Annotated in this window: 21 protein-coding genes; 12 read left to right on the top strand and 9 right to left on the bottom strand. The window is 68.2% G+C overall.

Annotated elements, in window-relative coordinates; all coding sequences use genetic code 11:
- Nucleotides 1–625: 625 nt before the first annotated feature.
- The 5 genes from V7060_RS10050 to V7060_RS10070 are packed head-to-tail and all read right to left on the bottom strand — an operon-like array spanning nucleotide 626 to nucleotide 6,056.
- The gene (locus tag V7060_RS10050; protein ID WP_334179093.1) at nucleotides 626–1,627 is read right to left on the bottom strand and encodes a MoxR family ATPase; all 1,002 of its coding nucleotides are present in this window, start codon (nucleotides 1,625–1,627) and stop codon (nucleotides 626–628) included.
- Nucleotides 1,624–2,823: a DUF4350 domain-containing protein gene (locus V7060_RS10055; protein WP_334179094.1), complete on the bottom strand. Its 1,200-nt coding sequence runs from the start codon at nucleotides 2,821–2,823 to the stop codon at nucleotides 1,624–1,626. The genes V7060_RS10050 and V7060_RS10055 overlap by 4 nt, the downstream gene beginning before the upstream one ends.
- Nucleotides 2,820–4,391, bottom strand: a complete 1,572-nt coding sequence (locus tag V7060_RS10060; protein WP_334179095.1) for a DUF4129 domain-containing protein — start codon at nucleotides 4,389–4,391, stop codon at nucleotides 2,820–2,822. The genes V7060_RS10055 and V7060_RS10060 overlap by 4 nt, the downstream gene beginning before the upstream one ends.
- Nucleotides 4,381–5,379, bottom strand: coding sequence for a stage II sporulation protein M (locus tag V7060_RS10065; protein WP_334179096.1), 999 nt, complete (start codon nucleotides 5,377–5,379; stop codon nucleotides 4,381–4,383). The genes V7060_RS10060 and V7060_RS10065 overlap by 11 nt, the downstream gene beginning before the upstream one ends.
- On the bottom strand, nucleotides 5,376–6,056 hold the full coding sequence (locus V7060_RS10070; protein ID WP_334179097.1) for an RDD family protein: 681 nt from the start codon (nucleotides 6,054–6,056) through the stop codon (nucleotides 5,376–5,378). Before V7060_RS10070 ends, V7060_RS10065 begins: the two co-directional genes overlap by 4 nt.
- Before the next feature lie 99 nt (nucleotides 6,057–6,155).
- Between V7060_RS10070 and V7060_RS10075 the strand changes: the two genes are divergently transcribed.
- Nucleotides 6,156–6,479 (top strand): YkgJ family cysteine cluster protein, encoded by a 324-nt coding sequence (locus V7060_RS10075; protein ID WP_334179098.1) that lies wholly within the window; start codon nucleotides 6,156–6,158, stop codon nucleotides 6,477–6,479.
- 13 nt (nucleotides 6,480–6,492) lie between these two features.
- Here the strand turns inward: V7060_RS10075 and V7060_RS10080 are convergent, their stop codons facing one another.
- Nucleotides 6,493–6,870: a VOC family protein gene (locus V7060_RS10080; RefSeq protein ID WP_334179099.1), complete on the bottom strand. Its 378-nt coding sequence runs from the start codon at nucleotides 6,868–6,870 to the stop codon at nucleotides 6,493–6,495.
- A gap of 38 nt (nucleotides 6,871–6,908) precedes the next feature.
- A complete protein-coding gene (locus tag V7060_RS10085) occupies nucleotides 6,909–7,457 on the bottom strand; it encodes a gamma carbonic anhydrase family protein (RefSeq protein WP_334179129.1) in 549 nt (182 codons plus the stop codon).
- Nucleotides 7,458–7,518: 61 nt separating this feature from the next.
- On the opposite strand from V7060_RS10085, the gene V7060_RS10090 reads away from it, so the two are divergent.
- Entirely contained in the window at nucleotides 7,519–9,045 is a 1,527-nt protein-coding gene (locus V7060_RS10090; RefSeq protein WP_334179100.1) for a coniferyl aldehyde dehydrogenase, read from the top strand.
- Between the two features lie 6 nt (nucleotides 9,046–9,051).
- A complete protein-coding gene (locus tag V7060_RS10095; RefSeq protein WP_334179101.1) occupies nucleotides 9,052–9,516 on the top strand; it encodes a hypothetical protein in 465 nt (154 codons plus the stop codon).
- On the opposite strand, the gene V7060_RS10100 is transcribed toward V7060_RS10095, so the two are convergent.
- A complete protein-coding gene (locus V7060_RS10100; RefSeq protein WP_334179102.1) occupies nucleotides 9,517–10,914 on the bottom strand; it encodes a hypothetical protein in 1,398 nt (465 codons plus the stop codon). It lies immediately after the preceding gene.
- Between the two features lie 366 nt (nucleotides 10,915–11,280).
- On the opposite strand from V7060_RS10100, the gene xth reads away from it, so the two are divergent.
- Nucleotides 11,281–12,051: an exodeoxyribonuclease III gene (xth, locus tag V7060_RS10105; RefSeq protein ID WP_334179103.1), complete on the top strand. Its 771-nt coding sequence runs from the start codon at nucleotides 11,281–11,283 to the stop codon at nucleotides 12,049–12,051.
- Between the two features lie 239 nt (nucleotides 12,052–12,290).
- Here the strand turns inward: xth and V7060_RS10110 are convergent, their stop codons facing one another.
- Nucleotides 12,291–12,548, bottom strand: a complete 258-nt coding sequence (locus V7060_RS10110; RefSeq protein WP_334179104.1) for a GlsB/YeaQ/YmgE family stress response membrane protein — start codon at nucleotides 12,546–12,548, stop codon at nucleotides 12,291–12,293.
- Between the two features lie 174 nt (nucleotides 12,549–12,722).
- Here V7060_RS10110 and V7060_RS10115 point away from each other — a divergent pair, with 174 nt between their 5' ends.
- The 8 genes from V7060_RS10115 to cls all read left to right on the top strand — a co-directional run bounded on the left by V7060_RS10115 (nucleotide 12,723) and on the right by cls (nucleotide 20,344).
- The gene (locus tag V7060_RS10115; protein ID WP_334179105.1) at nucleotides 12,723–13,352 is read left to right on the top strand and encodes a 4'-phosphopantetheinyl transferase superfamily protein; all 630 of its coding nucleotides are present in this window, start codon (nucleotides 12,723–12,725) and stop codon (nucleotides 13,350–13,352) included.
- Complete coding sequence (gene rsmG, locus V7060_RS10120; protein ID WP_334179106.1) at nucleotides 13,349–14,005, top strand: 16S rRNA (guanine(527)-N(7))-methyltransferase RsmG; 657 nt, start codon at nucleotides 13,349–13,351, stop codon at nucleotides 14,003–14,005. Before V7060_RS10115 ends, rsmG begins: the two co-directional genes overlap by 4 nt.
- A gap of 186 nt (nucleotides 14,006–14,191) precedes the next feature.
- The gene (locus V7060_RS10125; protein ID WP_334179107.1) at nucleotides 14,192–14,989 is read left to right on the top strand and encodes an AAA family ATPase; all 798 of its coding nucleotides are present in this window, start codon (nucleotides 14,192–14,194) and stop codon (nucleotides 14,987–14,989) included.
- Nucleotides 14,989–15,885 (top strand): ParB/RepB/Spo0J family partition protein, encoded by an 897-nt coding sequence (locus tag V7060_RS10130; protein WP_334179108.1) that lies wholly within the window; start codon nucleotides 14,989–14,991, stop codon nucleotides 15,883–15,885. Before V7060_RS10125 ends, V7060_RS10130 begins: the two co-directional genes overlap by 1 nt.
- A 217-nt stretch (nucleotides 15,886–16,102) precedes the next feature.
- The gene (locus V7060_RS10135; protein ID WP_334179109.1) at nucleotides 16,103–17,875 is read left to right on the top strand and encodes a DUF885 family protein; all 1,773 of its coding nucleotides are present in this window, start codon (nucleotides 16,103–16,105) and stop codon (nucleotides 17,873–17,875) included.
- A 355-nt stretch (nucleotides 17,876–18,230) separates the two neighbouring features.
- Nucleotides 18,231–18,467 (top strand): 50S ribosomal protein L28, encoded by a 237-nt coding sequence (gene rpmB / locus V7060_RS10140; RefSeq protein WP_062351567.1) that lies wholly within the window; start codon nucleotides 18,231–18,233, stop codon nucleotides 18,465–18,467.
- 13 nt (nucleotides 18,468–18,480) lie between these two features.
- A complete protein-coding gene (rpmG, locus tag V7060_RS10145) occupies nucleotides 18,481–18,645 on the top strand; it encodes a 50S ribosomal protein L33 (RefSeq protein ID WP_027070918.1) in 165 nt (54 codons plus the stop codon).
- 289 nt (nucleotides 18,646–18,934) lie between these two features.
- Complete coding sequence (gene cls / locus V7060_RS10150; protein ID WP_334179110.1) at nucleotides 18,935–20,344, top strand: cardiolipin synthase; 1,410 nt, start codon at nucleotides 18,935–18,937, stop codon at nucleotides 20,342–20,344.
- Nucleotides 20,345–20,392 lie beyond the last annotated feature (48 nt).

Consider the following 20,392-nt stretch of genomic DNA (forward strand, 5'->3'; position numbering starts at 1 on the left):
AGCGGTCGTGCCGGCCTCATGGACATGCCCCTTCCCCCGCCTGCGGGGGAAGGTTGGGATGGGGGCAACCGAAGACCGGATACATCTGCAAACCAGAAGGTTGGTCGCGCACCCCCACCCCAGCCCTCCCCCGCCTGCGGGGGAGGGAGCGGATCACGGGATCGGTCGGGACAGCGCGGACGATCATGGGCGGGGCGCGTCCACGTCTGATAGGCAGGCTCAGCGGTGGTGCAAGCCTCATGGACGCACCCCTTCCCCCGCATGCGGGGGAAGGTTGGGATGGGGGCAACCGAAGACCGGATACATCTGCAAGCCGCAAGGCTGGTCGCGCGCCCCCACCCCAGCCCTCCCCCGCATGCGGGGGAGGGAGCGGATCGCGGAGTCGATCGAGACCACGTACACGATCGTGGGCCGGGCGGGTCCATTCCCGATAGGCAGGGCCGGCAGCGGTGCAGGCCTCATGGACATGCCCCTTCCCCCGCACGCGGGGGAAGGTTGGGATGGGGGCAAAGGAAGACCGGATACATCTGCAAGCCGCAAGGTTGGTCGCGCGCCCCCACCCCAGCCCTCCCCCGCAAGCGGAGGAGGGGGCAGATCGGGAGGATGGTCGAGACAGTGCGGGCGCTCATTTGCGCGGTGCATCCACCTTGGCCAGCAGCGCGCGCAGCGCATCGTCCGGCGACTGACCTTCGATCTGCAGTTCGGGGGCGAGGGTGATGCGATGGCGCAGCGCGGGACGGGCGATGTCGCGCACGTCGTCCGGGGTGACGAAATCGCGGCCCTGCAGCACCGCCTGCGCACGCGCTGCGCGCACCAGCGCGAGGCTCCCGCGCGGGCCTGCACCCAGTGCGATGCCGGGCCACTTGCGGGTGGCGGCGGCGATGCGGACCGCGTAGTCGATGACCTCAGGATCCACGCGCACGGCCGCGGTCTCGCGCTGCATCGCGGCGATGTCGGCGGCGCCGAGCACGCGCTTCACCTGCGACAGGTCGAAGTCGGCGGCGGTGCGGCCGGTGGTGATGGCATCGACCATGCGCTTCTCGTCCTCCAGCGCCGGATAGTCGATCAGCACCTTCAGCAGGAAGCGGTCGAGCTGCGCTTCCGGCAGCGGGTACGTGCCTTCCTGCTCGACCGGATTCTGGGTGGCGAGCGCGATGAAGGGTGGCGACAGTGCGAACGACGTGCCTTCGATGGTGACCTGCCCTTCCTGCATCACTTCCAGCAGCGCGGACTGGGTCTTGGCGGGTGCGCGGTTGATCTCGTCGGCCAGCAGGATGTGGGTGAACACCGGTCCGCGACGGATCTGGAAACTCTCGGTCTTCGGATCGTAGACGGCATGGCCGCTGACATCGCTCGGCATCAGGTCGGGCGTGAACTGCACGCGCGCGTAGGTCAGCTCCAGCGCCTGCGCCAGCGCGCGCACCAGCAGCGTCTTGCCGAGTCCGGGCACGCCTTCGATCAGCACGTGTCCGCCGGCGAGCAGCGCGATCAGGATCTGGTCCAGCACGTCGGGCTGGCCGATGAAGGCCTTGGACACCTCCTCGCGTACGGCCTCGACGCGTTCCGACAGGGCGTTGCGCGGCGGCGTCGGGAGCGCGGGCGGCGCAGCGGCGGTCTCGTCGTTCATAGGCGGTTTCTCAGTTGGATCAGCAGGGAAATGCGGTCGCGGAAGGCCTGCCGGTCGTGCGAGGCAGGAACGTTGAGGGCGGTGCGGATGCGCTCGGCGGGCTGGCCGGTGCGCTCGGCGATGGCGGCGACCTGCGGCTCGCCGGTGAGGGCGGCGGCGACCGGATCGCGGCGGCGCAGGCGCGCGAGGAACGCCTGCCGGACGGCGGCGTACAGCATCACGCCGCGGCCATAACGATAGAGGTGCTCGCCGCTGGCGCGCACGTGTTCGAGCAGCGACCGGCGTTCGCCGGCGGGCGACGGCACCGGCGGACCGAAGCGCTGCATGCGCATCCACAGCCACGCCGCCAGGGCAAGCAACAACGGCGCCCACACCATCCAGCCCTGCAGGAACAGCGTGCGCCACAGCGATGGCATTTCAGCCGCATAGACCAGGTGCATGGTGCCCTGGCGGTAGTTCGGCGCCAGCACCTGCCGCGCCAGCGCGCGGTGCGGACCGTCGCGCAGGCCGCCGTCGGGCGGCGCATCGAGCGCTTCCTGCATGAAACCGCGCGCGGCGGTGTTGGCCAGGAAATCGAAGTCGGCCAGTACATCCACATGGCCTTTGCCAACCGCCAGGCGGGCGTAGACATAGCCGTTCTGCAGGTCGCCCCACGCGAGTTCGGGCACGGCGTCCTCGAAGGCGAAGCGGCGCCCGCGGCAGAACTCGACGTGGTGGCCTTCGCCTTCCACCTGGAAGTCTTCGCACGATGGCGTTTCGTCCACCAGCCAGGCCGACAGCAGGTCGAGCATGACGGCCTGGGGCGCGTTCGGGCCGCTGGTGTCGTCGCCCGGCGAGTACAGCGGCGTGCGGATCAGCAGGTGGCCACCGCCTTCCACCCACGCCAGCAGGCGTTCGGCCTCGGACGGCGACAGCGCGCGCGGATCGTTGAACAGCAGCAGGGTGTCGCTGCGCGCCAGCGGATTGTCGTCCAGCATCAGGCGCTGGCGCGCATTGACCTTCAGGCCATCGGCTTCCAGCGTTTTCGCCAGCGCATACAGCGGGTTGTAGGCGGCCTCGCCGGAGGGCGGCAGGTGGAGCGTCTTCTCGACGCGATGGAAGGTGTGCCGGAACCACAGGCCCAGCAACGCCAGCACCACCAGGACGACGACCAGGGTCGCGCCGACGACACGGCCATTGCGGCGCGCGGTGCTCATGTCACCCACCCGAAGCGCAACTGCAGTTCGCCGACCAGCGCATCGAACGTCTCGTCGACCGGAAGGCGTTCGGCGTAGGCGGCGTATTGCCAGGTGCGCACGATGTCGGCGAACGCCCGTCGGTCTTCCAGCTGCGGCAGGCGCCGCGACGCGCGCAGGCATTCGGCCTCGGTAGCGCCCGGCGGCAGCACGATGTCGACGCGCTGGCTCATGCTGTCCACGCTGGCCCGGTAGAGCAGCGCCAGGGCATGGCGTGGGCGACCCTCTCGCCACAGCCTGCGCGCCACCGTGGCGATGTCGTCAGGCAGGACGTCCGGCACCACCAGCGCCTCGGTCTGCGGCGCCTCCGGTACCGCGACCGGCGGCCGCGCGATGCCGCGCATCCATGGCCACCAGTAACGCACCGTCGCCAGCAGTGCCAGCACGAGTACGCCGACGACCAGCCACAGCCCCCACTCACCGATGAAGGCCATCACGGTGCCGATGCCGGACAGCCAGGCCTTGTTGTCCATGTCCCGCGCCTCGGCGGGCGTCTTCTGCTCGGGCTTGCGACGTTCCCAGCCGGACTGCACGTGGGTGCGGCCGAGCAGCGGATCGCGGTACGCCTGGTCGGCCGCCTTGCGGAAGGCGCGGTCGTCCACGCGCTGGTCGCCGAACACGATCGGCAGGGTCGGCGGCGTGGGCTTCCGCCCATCCGCCTGCGCCGCGGGCGGTGCGGACGTGGCTGGCGACGCACCATGGCGCTCCTGTGCACCGGCATTGCCCGCCATGCCGGTCCACAACAGCGCGACCAGCACCATCGGTGCCGCCGCGGCCAGGCGCGCGCGCAGCTTGCGGAACACGATCTCCAGGTCCCAGGCCTCAATCTGCGTGCGGCGGTTGAGGTAGAGGCCGAAACCGGCACCGACATAGAACGGTTCGATCACGCTGATCGCCGCCCACGCCAGCGCATTCCACGCCAGCTTGAACCCGCTGCTCCATTCGATGGTGGCGATGCGGAAAGCAGCCTGCACGCTGTCCGGCAGCAGGTCCTGCGGCAGGTACATCACCACGCCGACCACGCCGCCCAGCACCAGCACGCCCTGGAACAGCAGGCAGATCCAGGTCAGCAGGATGGCGGTGCCGTAGGCCTGCCCGCCCAGCACGCGGCGCCGCTGGCGCAGGCGCTCGCCCTGCACGCCCTCCAGCAGGTCGATCGGCATGTACAACGCACGCACCGGGCTGAAGCGGCGCCACGTGAGCAGGTGCGGCAGCACGCGCGTGCCCCATCCGAGCTGCGCACGCAGCGTGTCCGACGTGCCCGGCACGCTGCCGAACACCGCCCGCGAAATGACGTAGAGCGGGATGCGGTCGAACGCAGGCTTCAGCCACCACATCAGCAACGCGGCGAGCCAGAACTGGTCGATCCACCATGCACCGAGATTGAGCAGCGCGAACACCGGCAGCGTCAGCCAGAGCCAGGGCGTCCAGATGGCGCCGGCATGCCGGCGCACCAGGGCCATGCCCAGCTCGATGGCCTCCCAGTCGGAGCGCGCGCGCAGGCGCACCGTCAGCTGCTCAATCCTCATCGGACACCCCGCGTCCGCCGACGCCGAGCCACAGCGCCACCAGCGTCCACAGCACGCCCGACACGCCGTACTTCACCGCGGCGGGAATGGATTGCGTCGATGACCAGAACGCCTCGATGAAGGCCGCCACCAGCAGCATGAACGCCACGCCCAGGCACAGGCGCGCACCCTTCGCGCCCGCACGCGCCAACGCGTCGATGCGCCGGTGCCGGCCTGACGCGATCAAACTCAAGCCCAGCCTCAGGCCGGCGCCGCCGGCCAGCACAATGGCCGTGAGTTCGAACGGCGCATGCCCGCAGACGAAACGCCACAGCGGATCGCCGTATCCGATCTGGTGGAGATGGCCGAACACCGTGCCGATGCCGATGCCATTGACGAGCAGCACGAACAGCGCACCCACGCCCGCCACCAGTCCACCGGCGAACGTGCGCAGGCCGATGCTGATGTTGTTCCAGATGTAGTGGCCGAACATCTGCCAGTCGGTGCCGCTCTCGCGGCCCAGCGCATGGCTGGGGTCGCTGGGGTCGTACATGCGTTCGTACATCGCCACCTGTTCCGGCGAAGCGATGCTGTACACCAGTTCCGGGCGGACCTGCAGCAGCACGAACATCAGCGCCAGCGGAAACACGAACACCGCCGCCGCCACCCACATGCAGCCGGCTTCGCTGCGCACCAGGCGGGGAAACCCGGCCAGCAGGAACCGCACCGCACGCTGCCAGCGCGGCGGCGGCGTCCGGTACAGCACGCCATGGCCCCGCTGCATCAGCGCCTGCAGGCGATCCACCACCACCGGGCTGTAGCCGCGCCGGCGCGCCAGCGCCAGGTGCTGGCAGATGCGGCGGTAGCGTGCCGGCATGTCCTCGTCGGTCAACTCGCCGGTGTTGCGCTCGCCACGCGCTCGCCGCGCACTGGCACCACGCCCACGCAGCCACGCGTCGAACGCGAGCCACTCGGATTGGTGCCGGGCGACGAACTGCTCCTGTCTCATCGGCGGCCCAGCAGCCAGTTGGCCATGCCGTAGAGCCGCTGCACGCCGGCCTGCCCCTGCGCAGCCGTGATGGGCTGGGCGAGATTGGCCAGTTCCTCCTGGCGCGACACGGTCAACTGCGGCGCCCGCTCGCCGAATGCGACGATCGCCCCCTGCTCCTCGGGCAGCAGTTGGGCCGGTGGCACGAACACCGAATTGACCGGTGCCGGCGCGTGGCCACGCTCGCCGCCGACGTGCACCACCAGCGTACCGGCGACCATGTCGCCGAGACGGCGCGCATGCCGATCGGCCAGGCAGGCGACGAGTCCGGTGGCATAGCCGAACGGCAGCATGTCGACGGTGCGCAGCAGGTTGCGCGTGATCGCGGCCAGCCAGCCGACCGGTGCGCCATCGGCCGACACCACGCGTAGCCCCAGCGCTTTCTTGCCTGGCGTCTGTCCGCGCCAGGCCGATTCGAGCACGATCGGATACGCCCAGAACACGAGGAACATCACGATCAGGTACAGGCCGCCACCTACCTTGCCGAGCAGGGTCAGCAGCATCGCCATGACCAGCACGATGCAGAGCCGGATGGCCAGGTCAATGCCCCAGGCCAGCGCGCGCGGCACCGGACCCGCCGCCGGCAGGTGCAGGCCCACGCCTTCGGGCGTCACCACTTCGCGATAGGTATCCAGCATCACGCGCTCACCACGGGCGACGTTCCCCTGGCAACGCGATGGCCGCAACCGGATCGATGTGGTGGAACCTGCGTGTCCCGCTGTCCATGCGCCTTCCCCATGCCCGGCGACTTTAGCGGCGAACGCGACCCTTGCACAGCTACACTGCGCGCCATCGTGGATACCGCCTTCTCCTGCCGACCGGGTTGCGCCGCCTGCTGCACCGCGCCGTCGATCACCTCGCCGATCCCCGGCATGCCGCAGGGCAAGCCCGCCGGCGTGGCGTGCGTGCAGTTGGACGAAGCACTGCGCTGCCGCCTGTTCGGCAGGCCCGAGCGACCTGCGTTCTGCGGCACGCTGAAACCCGGCGCCGACATGTGCGGCGCCAGCCGCGCCGAAGCGATGGCCTTGCTGGCCGCGATGGAACACGCGACGACGCCCTGACGGCGCGCCGCCGTCATGCCACCTGCGTGGATATCCACCAGGTCGTGCCGCCGGCATCGCGGAAACCGCCACGCCGGTCGCCATCGCCTTTCTCTTCCGGTGCCTGCACCGGTTCGGCGCCGGCCGCCAGCGCGCGCGACCACGCCGCATCCACATCGGGCACGTAGAGATGCACATGGCTGGCGATGGCCGGCCAGCCAGCCATGCCATCGGCGAGCATCAGTACGGTGTCGTCGATGCGGACTTCGGCATGGCCCAGGCGATCGCCCACGGGATGCATGCGCAACGGCTGCGCATCGAAAACGGCGACGAGGAAGTCGATCGTGCACTGCGCACCATCGACGACGAGATACGGGGCCACCGAGGTGTAGCCATCCGGTTTCCAGGCCATGCGGGTCTCCCATGCGGCGCCGGTTGCGCCGACCGCCATCATGCCGCCGGCGGTGTCGGCTGCAGGTAACGGTCTTTCAGCTTCACGTAGTGGCTGGCGGAGTAATGCAGGCTCTCGATCTCCTTGTCGGTGAGCGTGCGCACGAGGCGCGCAGGATTGCCAAGCCAGAGTTCCGCTTCGCCGACCACTTTGCCCGGCCCCAGGATCGCGCCCGCGCCGAGGAAGCCGTACTTCTTCACCGTCGCGCCATCGAGGATGCAGGCGCCCATGCCGATCAGGCACAGGTCCTCGATGGTGCACGCGTGGATGATGGTGCCGTGGCCGATGGTGACGTCGGCACCGATCAGGGTGGGATGACCGGCCTTGTTGTACGGGCTGTGGTGGCTGACGTGGACGATGGTGCCGTCCTGCACGTTGGTGCGCGCGCCGACACGGATGAAGTTGACGTCGCCGCGCAGGATGGTGCCCGGCCAGACGGAAACGTCCTCGGCCAGTTCGACGTCGCCGATGACCGTGGCGGCGGGATCGACGTAGACGCGCGGCCCGAGGACGGGAAAGCGGTCAAGGTAGGGGCGCAGCGCGGTCAGATTCGTGTCCATGCCGGCATTGTAGAGCGCCCGCCCCGGGACGAAGGCATACACTCGGGCCATGACGACCTTCCCGCATGCCGCCACGACCGCCGCCAACGCGGCCATCACCGCTGCCAATGCCGTGATCACGGCGGCAAACGTGGATTCCGCCACCGCCCCGGGCAACGATGCGCCCGTTCCCGATGGCGATACGCCGGTCGCCGAGCTGGCCCCGGCGCTGCACCGGTTGCGCCAGGCCTGGCAGGCACGCAAGCCGGCGTACGCGCAACGCCGCGATGACCTGCGGCGGCTGCGCGACGCGCTGAAGCGGCGACTGCCGCAGATGGCCGACACCATCGCCGCCGACTTCGGCCATCGCTCGCGGCACGAGTCGCTGATCGCCGATGGCATGACGGTGCTCAACGAGATCGACCACCTGGCCTCGCATCTGCGCCGCTGGATGAAGCCCAGGCGCGTCGGCGTGGGCTGGCGCTTCTGGCCGGCGCGCGCGGAGATCCGGCAGGAACCCGTCGGCGTGGTGGGCGTAATCTCGCCATGGAATTACCCGGTCAACCTGGCGCTGATCCCGCTGGCCACCGCCATCGCCGCCGGCAACCATGTCTACCTGAAGCCGTCGGAGCACACGCCGCGCACGACCGCGTTCCTGCGGTCGCTGCTGGCGGAGGTGTTCCCGCCGGAACGCGTGGCCGTCGCCGCCGGCGGTGCCGAGGTGGCGGGCGCGTTCGCCGCATTGCCGTTCGACCACCTGGTCTTCACCGGTTCCACCGCGGTGGGCCGCAAGGTGATGGCGGCCGCCGCGCCGAACCTGACGCCGTTGACGCTGGAACTCGGCGGCAAGTCCCCCGCCATCGTCTGCGACAACTTCCCGGTGGAGCAGGCGGCGGCGCGATTGGCGACCGGCAAGTGGTTCAACGGCGGGCAGACCTGCATCGCGCCGGACTACGTGCTGCTGGTCGGCCGCCAGCGCCGCGATGCCCTGGTGCAGGCGTTGCGCGACCAGGTCGCGGCACGCTATGGCGACCTGTCCGACGCCGACGACTTCACCCGCATCATCAACGATGGCCAGTTCGCGCGGCTGGAAGGCTATCTGGACGATGCCCGCCAGCGCGGCCACGAGGTCGTCCCACTGGCGCCGACACACGACCGCGCGCAGCGCCTGTTCGCACCGACGGTCATCATCGAACCGGGCGACGACGCGAAGGTGATGCAGGACGAGATCTTCGGCCCCATCCTGCCGGTCCGCACCGTCGATTCGCTGGACGAGGCCATCGCCTACATCAACGCGCACGACCGGCCGCTGGCGCTGTATCCCTTCAGCCACGAACGCACGCAGGTGGAGACGATCCTGCGCAGCACGCTGGCCGGTGGCGTCACCGTCAACGACACGGTGCTGCATTTCGGCATCAACGCGCTGCCGTTCGGCGGCATCGGCCCCAGCGGCATGGGCGCCTACCACGGCCGCGCGGGCTTCGATGCGATGAGCAAGGCGCTGCCGGTGCTGTGGCAGCCGCGCCGCGCGGGCAGCGACCTGCTGAAGCCGCCGTACTCGAAGGTCGCGCGCTTCATCGACTTCATCATCCGCTAGCGCCGCATGCGCAAGCTCCGGCAGGCCAGCAACAGCCGTCGCGACCTCCGCGTGTACGGCATGCTGCTGGTCGGTGCGATGTTCGTGTATGCGGGACTGACCATCGATCCGGCCAGCAACTGCGATGCCAGCGGCCGGCAATGCGCCCCGTGGCTGGTACCTGCGGCCTTCTTCATGGGCGTCGCGCTCGCCGGCTCCGCGCTGGCGATGCTGGTACATGCGCGCAACTGGGGCAGCCGCTTGGACATCCAAGCGCGCACGCTGTGGTGGTGGGATAACGCGATGGGATCTGGCGAGCACGCCATCGCGCTGGACGACATCGCGCGCATCCGCGTTCAACGTCCGGAGGAGAACGCCGACCGCATCTTCCCGTACCGCCATGACGGCACGCTGTCGCACTTCCCGTCCGAATGCAGTGTCCCCTACGCTGCCCTGCAGCGCACCCGCGACCACGACTCGCATCAGCAATAGTCAAGCCGGCGCAGACAGCGCCTGTACGCCCTCACTACCGTGATAGCGCCGACGCAGTAGATCGGCAGCCTCTCGAAGCGCTTCATACTGCTCGCGCCTGACCCTACCCTTCGTGGCCAACCAGTGTGAGCCAACACCTGCCACCAACCCGATCCACCAGGTCTGCGCCACGACCATGGCAACCTTTGCAACCGCGCCCGCAGCGCCTGCACGCGCGCCCCTCGAACCCAGTTGGCTTGCGCGCTCGGTCCAGCTCATGTTCTTGTCAAGCATCAAGGACAAGCTGATCACTGCCAAGCCCAACGCTGATGGCATCAGGTCGCTGGCGCTGAAATGCGCACCGAGTCCATTGGCCGCATGATCCACGGCTGCCTGGAGCGAGACCTCGTTAATGCCACTGTTCGTCACATGTTCGGCCATGCCCATCGCCAGAAGCTGCGCGTGTACTTCGCTGGTGGAGACGATGTCGATGCCCGGGTAGCGATGAAGCGCGTCGATGACGTACTGGGCCGATTCGGTCGCCTTGGCTTGTAGTACGTCTACGACCTGTCCATGGTCGTCAAGGATTCGGATATCCCAGCCTGGCTGGTTCGCGGCTCCAGCCAGATCGGCGTGCAGGCCATCCGGCAGGCCGCCGTGATTGAAGTGTTCGACCAATTCAATCTCGAATAGCTTGCCCTTCACTCCCGAAACAAAGCCTGGGAGGCTATCCGTGGGTAGGCGCTCCACTACATCAGCGAAGCTTTCGTGTGCAGCAAGATCCGGATACGCCAAATTGAATGCCCGCAACACTTCGGGTGGCACATCCTCGGGATGATCCAGGACATACGCCAACGAAACGCCTCCGACCACCCACAGATCAAGCACCTCTGCTCGCCGTCGTCCATTCTGTGCAGATTCGATGCGTTGCTCGAGCCGTTCGGATTCCGCACGGATCCGCTCGCCGTACTGGCCAATCTCATTCCGGAGATCATCAATGTCCCGCTGACCCAACGCCACGCTATCCAGGAGTTCGGAAGCGATCGATGCGCCGCCAAGCGCAAAGCCTCCGGTCGCCACACCTACCGCCGACCCCGCCCTTGCCGTCAGGTCGCCGGTCGCTCGAACACCGCCACCAGTCAGTTCCACCCCTTTTCCGAGCAAGGCAGCTGCCTGTGCGGCGGTCTTGACCAAGGCATTGTCGGACTTTGCGGCTTGAGCTTTCATCCCCTTTGTAGCGGCGCGGCCCACCTTGGCGGTCACCGATCCCGCAGCAGCCACGGTCGATCCAGTCACTTCGACCGCAGTTCGCGTTGCGGCTGAAATCTTGTCCTGGTGCTTGCCGACGAACTTCGCAACGTCGAACGTGGCATCAGCTGCCCCCTTGAATACAGCCTTGCCAGCCTTGATCCACTCCATTGCAGCACTCCCCTTGCCCCGTATCGCCAACGATACCGCGAGTCACCGCTTCTGGATTCGCTAACGCTCAGGACCAATCATCACTGCCAAAATGGCTAGGGGAGCCTGGATCGCTGTCGAAGCCAATCCCCAAGCTGCGGTGATGACAGTAAAGATCATCGCTGTCGAATCCATATGGTTTTTCTGATCGCTCTTGTAAGCGTCTGGACTAGAATGGGGTGGCTTGGCTCCCTTCCGGAAGTGGACACGACACACCGTTCGTCATGGACATTCGCCTCCTACCGAATCGAGTTGGGGGTACGGGCGACGGTGTCTGAACCAGTTACCTGACACGAAATCCAATTAAATCAACTGAATATCGCGATCATGAAAATCGCCAGCTGGAACGTCAATTCGCTCAACGTGCGTCTGCCGCACCTCACGCAGTGGCTGGGCGCGTTCGCGCCGGATGTCGTCGGCCTGCAGGAAACGAAGCTGGAAGACCACCGGTTCCCCGACACCGCGCTGGCGGAGCTGGGCTACCGCAGCGTGTTCGCCGGGCAGAAGACCTACAACGGCGTGGCGTTGCTGTCGCGCGAACCGATCGGCGACGTGCAGGTCGGGATTCCCGGCTTCGAGGACGAACAGAAGCGCGTGATCGCCGCCACCGTCGGTGACGTCCGCGTCATCAATCTGTACGTGGTCAACGGGCAGGATGTCGGCACCGACAAGTACGCCTACAAGCTGCGCTGGCTGGACGCGGTACACGACTGGATCGCCGCCGAACTGCAGGCGCACCCCAGGCTGGTGGTGATGGGCGACTTCAACATCGCGCCGGACGACCGCGACGTGTTCGATCCCAAGGTGTGGAACGACGACCACATCCTGACCTCCACCGCCGAGCGCGCGGCGCTGCAACGGCTGTATGCGCTGGGCCTGCACGATGCGTTCCGCCTGCACAGCGACGAGGCCAACGTCTACAGCTGGTGGGACTACCGGATGGGCGGCCTGCGCCGCAACCTGGGCCTGCGCATCGACCTGACGCTGGTGTCCGACGCGCTGCGCGCGAATGCGGTGGAATCCGGCATCGACCGCGAGCCGCGCACCTGGGACCGTCCGAGCGACCACGCGCCCGCGTGGGTGCGACTGGGCGGCTGACGTCACCCTGTAGGAGGGGGGCTTCAGCCCCGACCGCAACTGCCAGCCTGCAGCCACCCAGCGCTACGCCGCCTTCCCGGACACGCGGGAATCATGTCTGGGCTGGCTTTCAACAGCCGAATGGCTGGTCAGCCCCTCCTACACATAACAGATGAGCAAAGGCCCGGCAGATGCCGGGCCTTTGCGTTGCCACGGGCCTTGGGTGCGTCTCGAACGCGCACGCGGCCGCAGCGGAACCGCTAGGTGGCTCGGCCACGCGTGAACAGATTGACGATCAGCAGCAGCACCACCGCGCCGATGAAGGCCGTGATGAGGAAGCCGACCCAGCCGCCTCCCAGGCCAAGGCCCAGCGTCGGCAGCAGCCAGCCGCCCAGGAAGCCGCCGATGATGCCGACCACGACATTCAGGATGATGCCTTGCGACGCATCGCGCTTCATCACGATGCTGGCCAGCCAACCGGCGATACCACCCACGATCAGATAGATGAGAAAATTCATTTCGTCGCTTCTCCCTCGATGGACAGGACCCCTTGGCGCGGGGCACGCTTCAATCTCCAACGCACTGCGTGAAACCGTCGTTAACTCCGTGGGGGAAGCCTCCGTGCCCGTGTTTGATAGCGCCATCGCCGCGGGCTTGCACGCTGTGCCGCACCACGGCATGGAAGTGGAACGGTGAGCTGGCGGGACGCCGCCGCGCACTGGCGGCACGACGGCATCGCGCTGTGGCTGCTGCCGCATGCGCCGCGGCAGCGCGGGGAGCCTGCGGCACGCGAGCACCTCGCCCGCGTGCTGGACATCGCGCCGCATGCGCTGCCGATCACCCGCGATCCGCAGGGACGTCCCCACTTCATCGCGCCGCTGCACCGGCTGGAAACCGGCTGGAGCCACAGTGGCGAGGCGCTGCTGCTGGCGCTGGGCGAGGACGTCGAACTGGGCGTCGATGTGGAGAAGCTGCGCCCGCGCCCACGCGCCATGGAACTGGCACGGCGCTTCTACCATCCCGACGAGACCGCCTGGCTGCGGTCGCTCGCCGGCGACGACGCACGCATGCTCGCCTTCGTGCGGCTGTGGTGCGCCAAGGAAGCGATCCTGAAGGCGCACGGCCAGGGCATCTCGTTCGGCCTGCACCGGTTCCATGTCCGGCTCGACGACGACGGCGCGCGACTGGCGTGGTGCGATCCGGCACTGGGTCGCGTGGACGACTGGCACCTGCACGAGTGGGCGCCGCACGGCGATTACCGCGCTGCGCTGGCGTGGCATCCGCGCGGCACGGCGTGGCGGCCTGCGATAATGTCGGCATGAACGACACCGCCTTGCCCGCCGACCTGCGCGACACGCTGCACCGTGGACTGTCCGCCCTCGGCCTGGATGCCGATGCGCTGTCGCCGCGCCTGCTCGCCTACCTGGCGCTGCTCGATCGCTGGAACAGGACGTACAACCTCACCGCCATCCGCGACCCGCGCGAGATGGTCACGCGCCACCTGCTGGATTCGTTGGCGATGCATCCGTTCGTCGACGGACTCGCTGCCCGCGGTGGCGCGCTGGCGGACCTCGGCACCGGTCCCGGCCTGCCCGGCATTCCGCTGGCGATCGCCAAGCCCGGCCTGCGCGTGACGCTGGTGGAGAGCAACGGCAAGAAGGCGCGTTTCCTGCGCGAAGCCGTGCGCACGCTGAAACTCGACAACGCCCGCGTGGCCGAATCGCGCGCGGAAGCGCTGGACGAACCGCAGGCATACGACGCGCTCACCGCGCGTGCGCTCGACGTGCTGGCCGGCATCATCGAGGTCGGTGGCCACCTGCTGAAACCCGGCGGCACGCTGCTGGCGATGAAGGGCGTGCGACCGGACGACGAGATCGCGGCCCTGCCGGCCGGCTGGTCGTCGGCCGGGCTGCATGCGTTGGCCGTCCCGGGCCTGGTCGGCGAGCGCCACATGGTCATCGTGCGTCGCGACTGAGCGGCATCGCCGGCGCAGGAGCCGCACGTAAGCCGTTGAAAAGACTGGCCGCACCTGCCTGGTCGTGCGGGTCCATGCGACCCCATGACCGGGCATCGCCGCGATGTGCGTACCTTTGATTTCGCACGGCCACGCCCGACCCCGCATAATCCCCCTTCACCCCCGTATCCGATAAGGCGCCCTCGCATGGCCCGCATCATCGCCGTCGCCAACCAGAAAGGCGGAGTCGGCAAGACGACCACCGCCGTGAACCTGGCCGCCGCGCTGGCGCGCGCGCCGCAGCGGGTGCTGCTGGTCGACCTGGATGCGCAGGGCAACGCGACGATGGGCAGCGGCGTGGACAAGCGCGAGGTGGAGGCCTCCACCTGCGACGTGCTGCTGGGCGAAGTGGAGGCGAAGGCCGCGGTGGTGACCACCGCCGAAGGCTTCGACCTGATGCCGGGCAACATCGACCTGACCGCCGCCGAGATCCAGCTGATGGACGTGGAAGGCCGCGAGCAGCGCCTGAAGACCGCGCTGCAGCCGATCCGCGGCGATTACGACTTCATCATCATCGACTGCCCGCCGGCACTGTCGCTGCTGACGCTCAACGCACTGACCGCCGCCGACTCGGTGCTGGTCCCGATGCAGTGCGAGTACTACGCGCTGGAAGGCCTGTCGGCCCTGATGGAAACCATCGATGCGCTGCGCGCGCGCCTGAATCCCGGCCTGGAGATCGAAGGCGTGCTGCGCACCATGTTCGACATCCGCAACAACCTGGCCAACGCCGTGTCGGGCGAACTGACCACGCACTTCGGCGACAAGGTGTTCCGCACCATCGTGCCGCGCAACGTGCGCGTGGCCGAAGCGCCCAGCCACGGACAGAGCATCGTGGGCTACGACCGCGCCTCGCGCGGCGGCGTCGCCTACCTGGGCCTGGCCGGCGAGATCCTGCGCCGCGCGGCCGACCGCAAGAAGCAACAGCAGCGAATGGAGCACGCGTGATGAGCGCCCCGAAGAAGCGCGGCCTGGGTCGCGGACTGGAAGCCCTGCTCGGCCCGAAGGCCGCCGAGACGCCACCGCCGGAAGCGCAGCCTGGAGAAGCGCTGCGCACGCTGCCGGTCGCGCACCTGCAGCCGGGCAAGTACCAGCCGCGCCTGCACATGGATGCCTCCAAGCTCACCGAGCTGGCGGAATCGATCAAGGCGCAGGGCGTGATCCAGCCGATCGTGGTGCGCGAGCTGTCGCCCGGCAAGTTCGAGATCGTCGCCGGCGAACGCCGCTGGCGCGCGTCGCAGGAAGCCGGCCTGGCCGAAGTGCCGGTGGTCGTGCGCGAACTGGACGACCGCACCGTCATCGCGATGGCGCTGATCGAGAACATCCAGCGCGAAGACCTCAACCCGCTGGAAGAGGCGCAGTCGCTGCAGCGCCTGATCAACGAATTCGCACTGACCCACGCCGAAGCGGCGGAGGCCGTCGGCCGCTCACGCGCCGCCGTGTCCAACCTGCTGCGCCTGCTGGAACTGCCGCCGGCGATCCGCGCCCTGCTGGAAGCGCGCCGGCTGGAAATGGGCCATGCGCGCGCCCTGCTGACGCTGTCGCCGGAGCTGGCCAGCAAGCTGGCCTCCGACGCCGCCGAACAGGGCTGGTCGGTGCGCGAAGTCGAACATCGCGCGCAGCAGTTCGCCGCCGGCAAGGTGCCGGTCACCGGCAAGAAGGCCAAGCCGGTGAAGGCCGCGCCGCAGCCCGACATCGCCTCGCTGGAAACCGAGCTGTCCGAAACCCTCGGCACCCGCGTCACCATCGCGCATGGCCGCGGCGGCAAGGGCAAGCTGATCATCCAGTACACCGACCTGGACACGCTGGACGGCGTGCTCGAGCGGCTGCGCCCGAAGGGCTGAGGCCCGCGCTTTCCTGTAGGAGCGACGTAAGTCGCGACCCCACGCCTCCCGCTGCCGAACCAGTCCAGACACGCAATAAAAGCGGGCGTATCGCACGCACCGTCGTGGTCGATAAAGGTATCCCGGCGTTGATGCCCCGCGGTCGCGACTTACGTCGCTCCTACAGAAAAGCACCGATCGCGCCCCTGCATTACCATCCGGTTTCCGTTTCCACCGGATGCCCGCCTTGAACCTCCGCATCGCCGCCCTGCTGCTCGCCTGTGCACCGCTGCCCGCACTCGCCTTCGCCCCCTCCGACGCCGACAAGCGCTTCCAGGTGCTGTACGAGAAGGAATGGAAGTGGCGGCAGGAACAGACCGGCCAGGCCGACGAGGACACCGACACCAGCGGCGACAAGCGGCGCCTGCCGGATGTCGGCGCCGACGCGCAGCAAGCCCGGCTGAAGGTGTGGGAGCAGGTGCTGAAGGACCTCGACGGCATCGACGCGACCGCGCTGTCGCCGGAGAACCGCATCAACCTGGCGATCTACCGCCCGCAGGTCGAGAACCTGGCAGACGAAGTGCGCCTGGGTGCGTACGAGATGCCGTTCAATTCCGACTCGTCGTTCTGGTCGAACCTGTCGTTCATGGCGCGCCGGCCGATGAAGACGGCGAACGACTACCGCGCCTATGCCGCGCGACTGCGCGACGTGCCGCGCTACTTCGACCAGCACATCGCCAACATGCGCAGCGGCCTGAAGCGCGGCTTCACCGTGCCGCGCGCGGTGCTGGACGGGCGCGACGTGTCGATCGCCGCGGTCGCGGACCTGAAGGATCCCGAACAGTCCACGTTCTATGCGCCCTACAGGAAAATGCCGGCGAGCATCCCGGCCGCCGAACAGGAAGCGCTGCGCAAGGAAGTCCGCGCAGCGATCGGCGAACAGGTGGTGCCGGCGTTCGGCACGCTGCTGACGTTCTTCCGCAGCGAGTACGTGCCGCAGGCGCGCACCACGCTGGCCGCCGAGGCGATGCCGGGAGGCAAGGATTTCTACGCGCAGCAGATCCGCGAATACACCACGCTGGACCTCAGCGCCGAGCAGATCCACCAGATCGGCCTGAAAGAAGTGGCCCGCATACAGGCCGAGATGCGGGAGGTCATCAAGCAGACCGGCTTCAAGGGAAGCTTTGCCGAGTTCCTGACCTTCCTGCGCACCGACCCGCAGTTCTACGCGAAGACGCCGCAACAATTGCTCGACCGCGCCGCGTGGATTTCCAAGCGCGTGGACGGCGAGGTCGGCAAGGTCATCGGCACGTTGCCGCGCGGGCGCTTCACCATCGTCGAGGTACCGGCCGACATCGCCCCGTTCTGGACCGCCGGTCGCGGCGGCCTGGGTACCTACTGGCTGAACACCTACGACCTGCCCTCGCGCCCGCTGTACAACCTGCCGGCACTGACCCTGCATGAGTCCTCGCCCGGCCATTCGCTGCAGGCCGCGCTGGCGCAGGAGCAGGGCGAGCAGCCGGCATTCCGCCGCGAGAACTACATCTCCGCCTACGGCGAAGGCTGGGCGCTGTACACCGAGAAGCTCGGCAAGGAGATGGGCATCTACGAGACGCCGTACGAGGACTTCGGGCGCCTGACCTACGAGATGTGGCGCGCCACGCGCCTGGTCATCGACACCGGCGTGCACCACAAGGGCTGGACCCGCGACCAGGCCCTGGCCTACCTGCGCGACCACACCGCCCTGTCCGAGCACGAGGTCACCACCGAGGTGGACCGCTATATCTCCTGGCCGGCCCAGGCGCTGAGCTACAAGCTGGGCGAGATCGCCATCGTTCGCCTGCGCGGCGAGGCCGAGCAGGCGCTGGGCGCGAAGTTCGACCTCAAGGCCTTCCACGACGCCGTGCTGAAGCAGGGCTCGGTGACCCTGCCGGTACTGGAAAGCCAGATCCGCGCCTTCATCGCCGAGAGCAAGGCCGCCCCGGCCAAGCCCGCCGCCGCCGCGCCGTGATCCCGTAGGGTGGGCCTCGGCCCACCTTGCCCGTCCGGCCTTCCGGTCCCCGAAAGCCCGCGATGTCGGGCCAAGGCCCGACCTACGCCGCAGGGTGGGCCTCCGCCCACCCCATCGCCGACCCGGCGATCTGGCGCCCGATCCGCCCTAAGTGCTTGCAGGGCAAGGGAAACCTCGGCATAATGCGCGGCTCGCTGCGTCCGGCATGACCGGATCTGCGGCCGGAAGCGCGATTCCGGCTTGGGTCAGCAGCGGTTTTCCTGCCGTATCGCGTGGTGTCCGACCTGTCCGCAGGACGTTCGCCGGGCCGCCGTTTCCCGGGCTACGGGCGACACAATTACTTATCGAGGTGCGTATGTCCCGCGTATGCCAAGTGACCGGCAAGCGTGTGATGACGGGTAACAACGTCAGCCACGCCAACAACAAGACCCGTCGTCGTTTCCTGCCCAACCTGCACGAGCGCCGCTTCTGGGTCGCCAGCGAAAACCGCTGGATCAAGCTGAAAGTTTCCGCGCACGCGCTGCGCACCATCGACAAGAACGGCATCGACTCCGTCCTGGCCGAGCTGCGTGCGCGCGGCGAGAAGATCTGAGGAGTAACCGACCATGGCATCCAAGCGCGACAAGATCCGTCTGATCTCCTCGGCCAACACCGGCCACTTCTACACGACGGACAAGAACAAGAAGAACACCCCGGGCAAGATGGAAATCAAGAAGTACGACCCGGTCGTGCGCAAGCACGTGATCTACAAGGAAGGCAAGATCAAGTGACCTAGCGGCGCGTTCGCACAGCGAACGCCTTTGCCGCTAGGTCATCCCCGCGCAGGCGGGAAACGCTTTTCAACAGCCGAATGGCTGGTCATCCAGTGCCTTACAGGAAACCCCGCCTCGGCGGGGTTTCTTGCTTTTGGACTTCGACGAAACGCAAAAAAGCTGCCCCTCATCCGCCCTTCGGGCACCTTCTCCCCGCTTTGCGGGGAGAAGGACACACCGGCTCGGGTTTTCTTTTACCCGCCCGCACCAGCAGAATCGACCCATCCCCCTCCAACGGACGCACCGCATGGACTGGTCCTACGGCACCGCTCTGCTGATCGTCGATTGGCTGATCCGGCTGGCGGCGCTGTGGTGGATTCCCAGCCGCACCTCGCCGGCGGCGGCGCGCAGCTGGCTGCTGCTGGTCGGTTTCGTGCCGCTGCTGGGCCTGCCGCTGTACCTGCTGCTCGGGCATCCATGGCTGTCGCGTGAGCGCATCGAGCGGCAGGCGCGCGCCTCCGACCTGATCCGCGAAGAGCAGCGCCCGCTCAGCGCGCTGCGCTGGACCCCGCACGACGGCGCCGCCGCCGAAATGGCCCCGCTGATCGAACGCCAGGGCGCCTTCATGCCGACGCACGGCAATGCGGTGGCGCTGCTGGACGATTACGACGCCTCGCTGCGCGCCCTGCTCGACGACATCGACGCCGCTTCGCAGCAGGTACACCTGCTGTACTACCTGATGTTCGACGATGCGGTAGGCGAAGCCGTCACCGCGGCGCTTTGCCGCGCCGCCACGCGTGGCGTGACCTGCCGCCTGCTGCTCGACGCCGTCGGTGCCAAGCGCGGCCTGCGTGCCTACGCTGCGCGCCTGCGCAAGGCGGGCGTGCAGGTGCATGCCATGCTGCCGGGCGGCCTGCAGTGGCGGCGCAGCGGGCGCATGGACCTGCGCAACCACCGCAAGGTCGCCGTGCTCGACAACCGCGTCGGCTATGTCGGTTCGCAGAACCTGGCCAACGCGACGTTCGTACCCGGGCATCCCAACCGCGAACTGGTCGCGCGCGTGCAGGGGCCGGCGGTGTCGCACCTGGAAGGCGTATTCGCCAGCGACTGGTACATCGAGACGGGCGAGCGGCTCGACGTGCAGCCGGACCTCGGCGTGCAGGCACAGGACGTCGCCGCCCAGTTGCTGCCGAGCGGACCGGCGTATCCGTTCGAAAACGCGCGCGACACCGTCAACGCGCTGATCCACCTGGCGCGCCGCAAGGTCGTGTTGACCACGCCGTACTTCGTGCCCGACGACGCCACCCTCAGCGCGCTGCGCATCGCGGCGCTGTCCGGCGTGGATGTGCAACTGGTGCTGTCGGCCACCAACAACCAGACGCTGACCGCGTGGGCGCAGCAGTCGTACTACGAGGAACTGCTGGCCTGCGGGGTGAAGATCGCGCTCTACCGGCCGTACTTCCTGCATGCCAAGCACCTGACGGTGGACGACAGCATCGCGCTGGTCGGCTCGATCAACCTCGACATCCGCTCGTTCGCGCTCAACGCGGAGATCGGCCTGGTCTGCTACGACGCCGGCGTGGTCGCGCGCATCCGCGCGATCGAGGCCGACTACCTGGCGCACGCGGACCATGTCGACGGCGACGCCTGGCGCCGGCGCCCCGGCTGGCAGCGCAGCCGCGAAGGCGTTGCGCGGCTGGCCGATTCGCTGATGTAGCGGCATCCCGTCGCAGGAGGCGCCACCGCCCGTTCGCCTACAATGGCG

The organism is Pseudoxanthomonas sp., assembly GCF_036845285.1.
In the GTDB taxonomy this organism is placed as follows: Bacteria; Pseudomonadota; Gammaproteobacteria; order Xanthomonadales; family Xanthomonadaceae; genus Pseudoxanthomonas_A.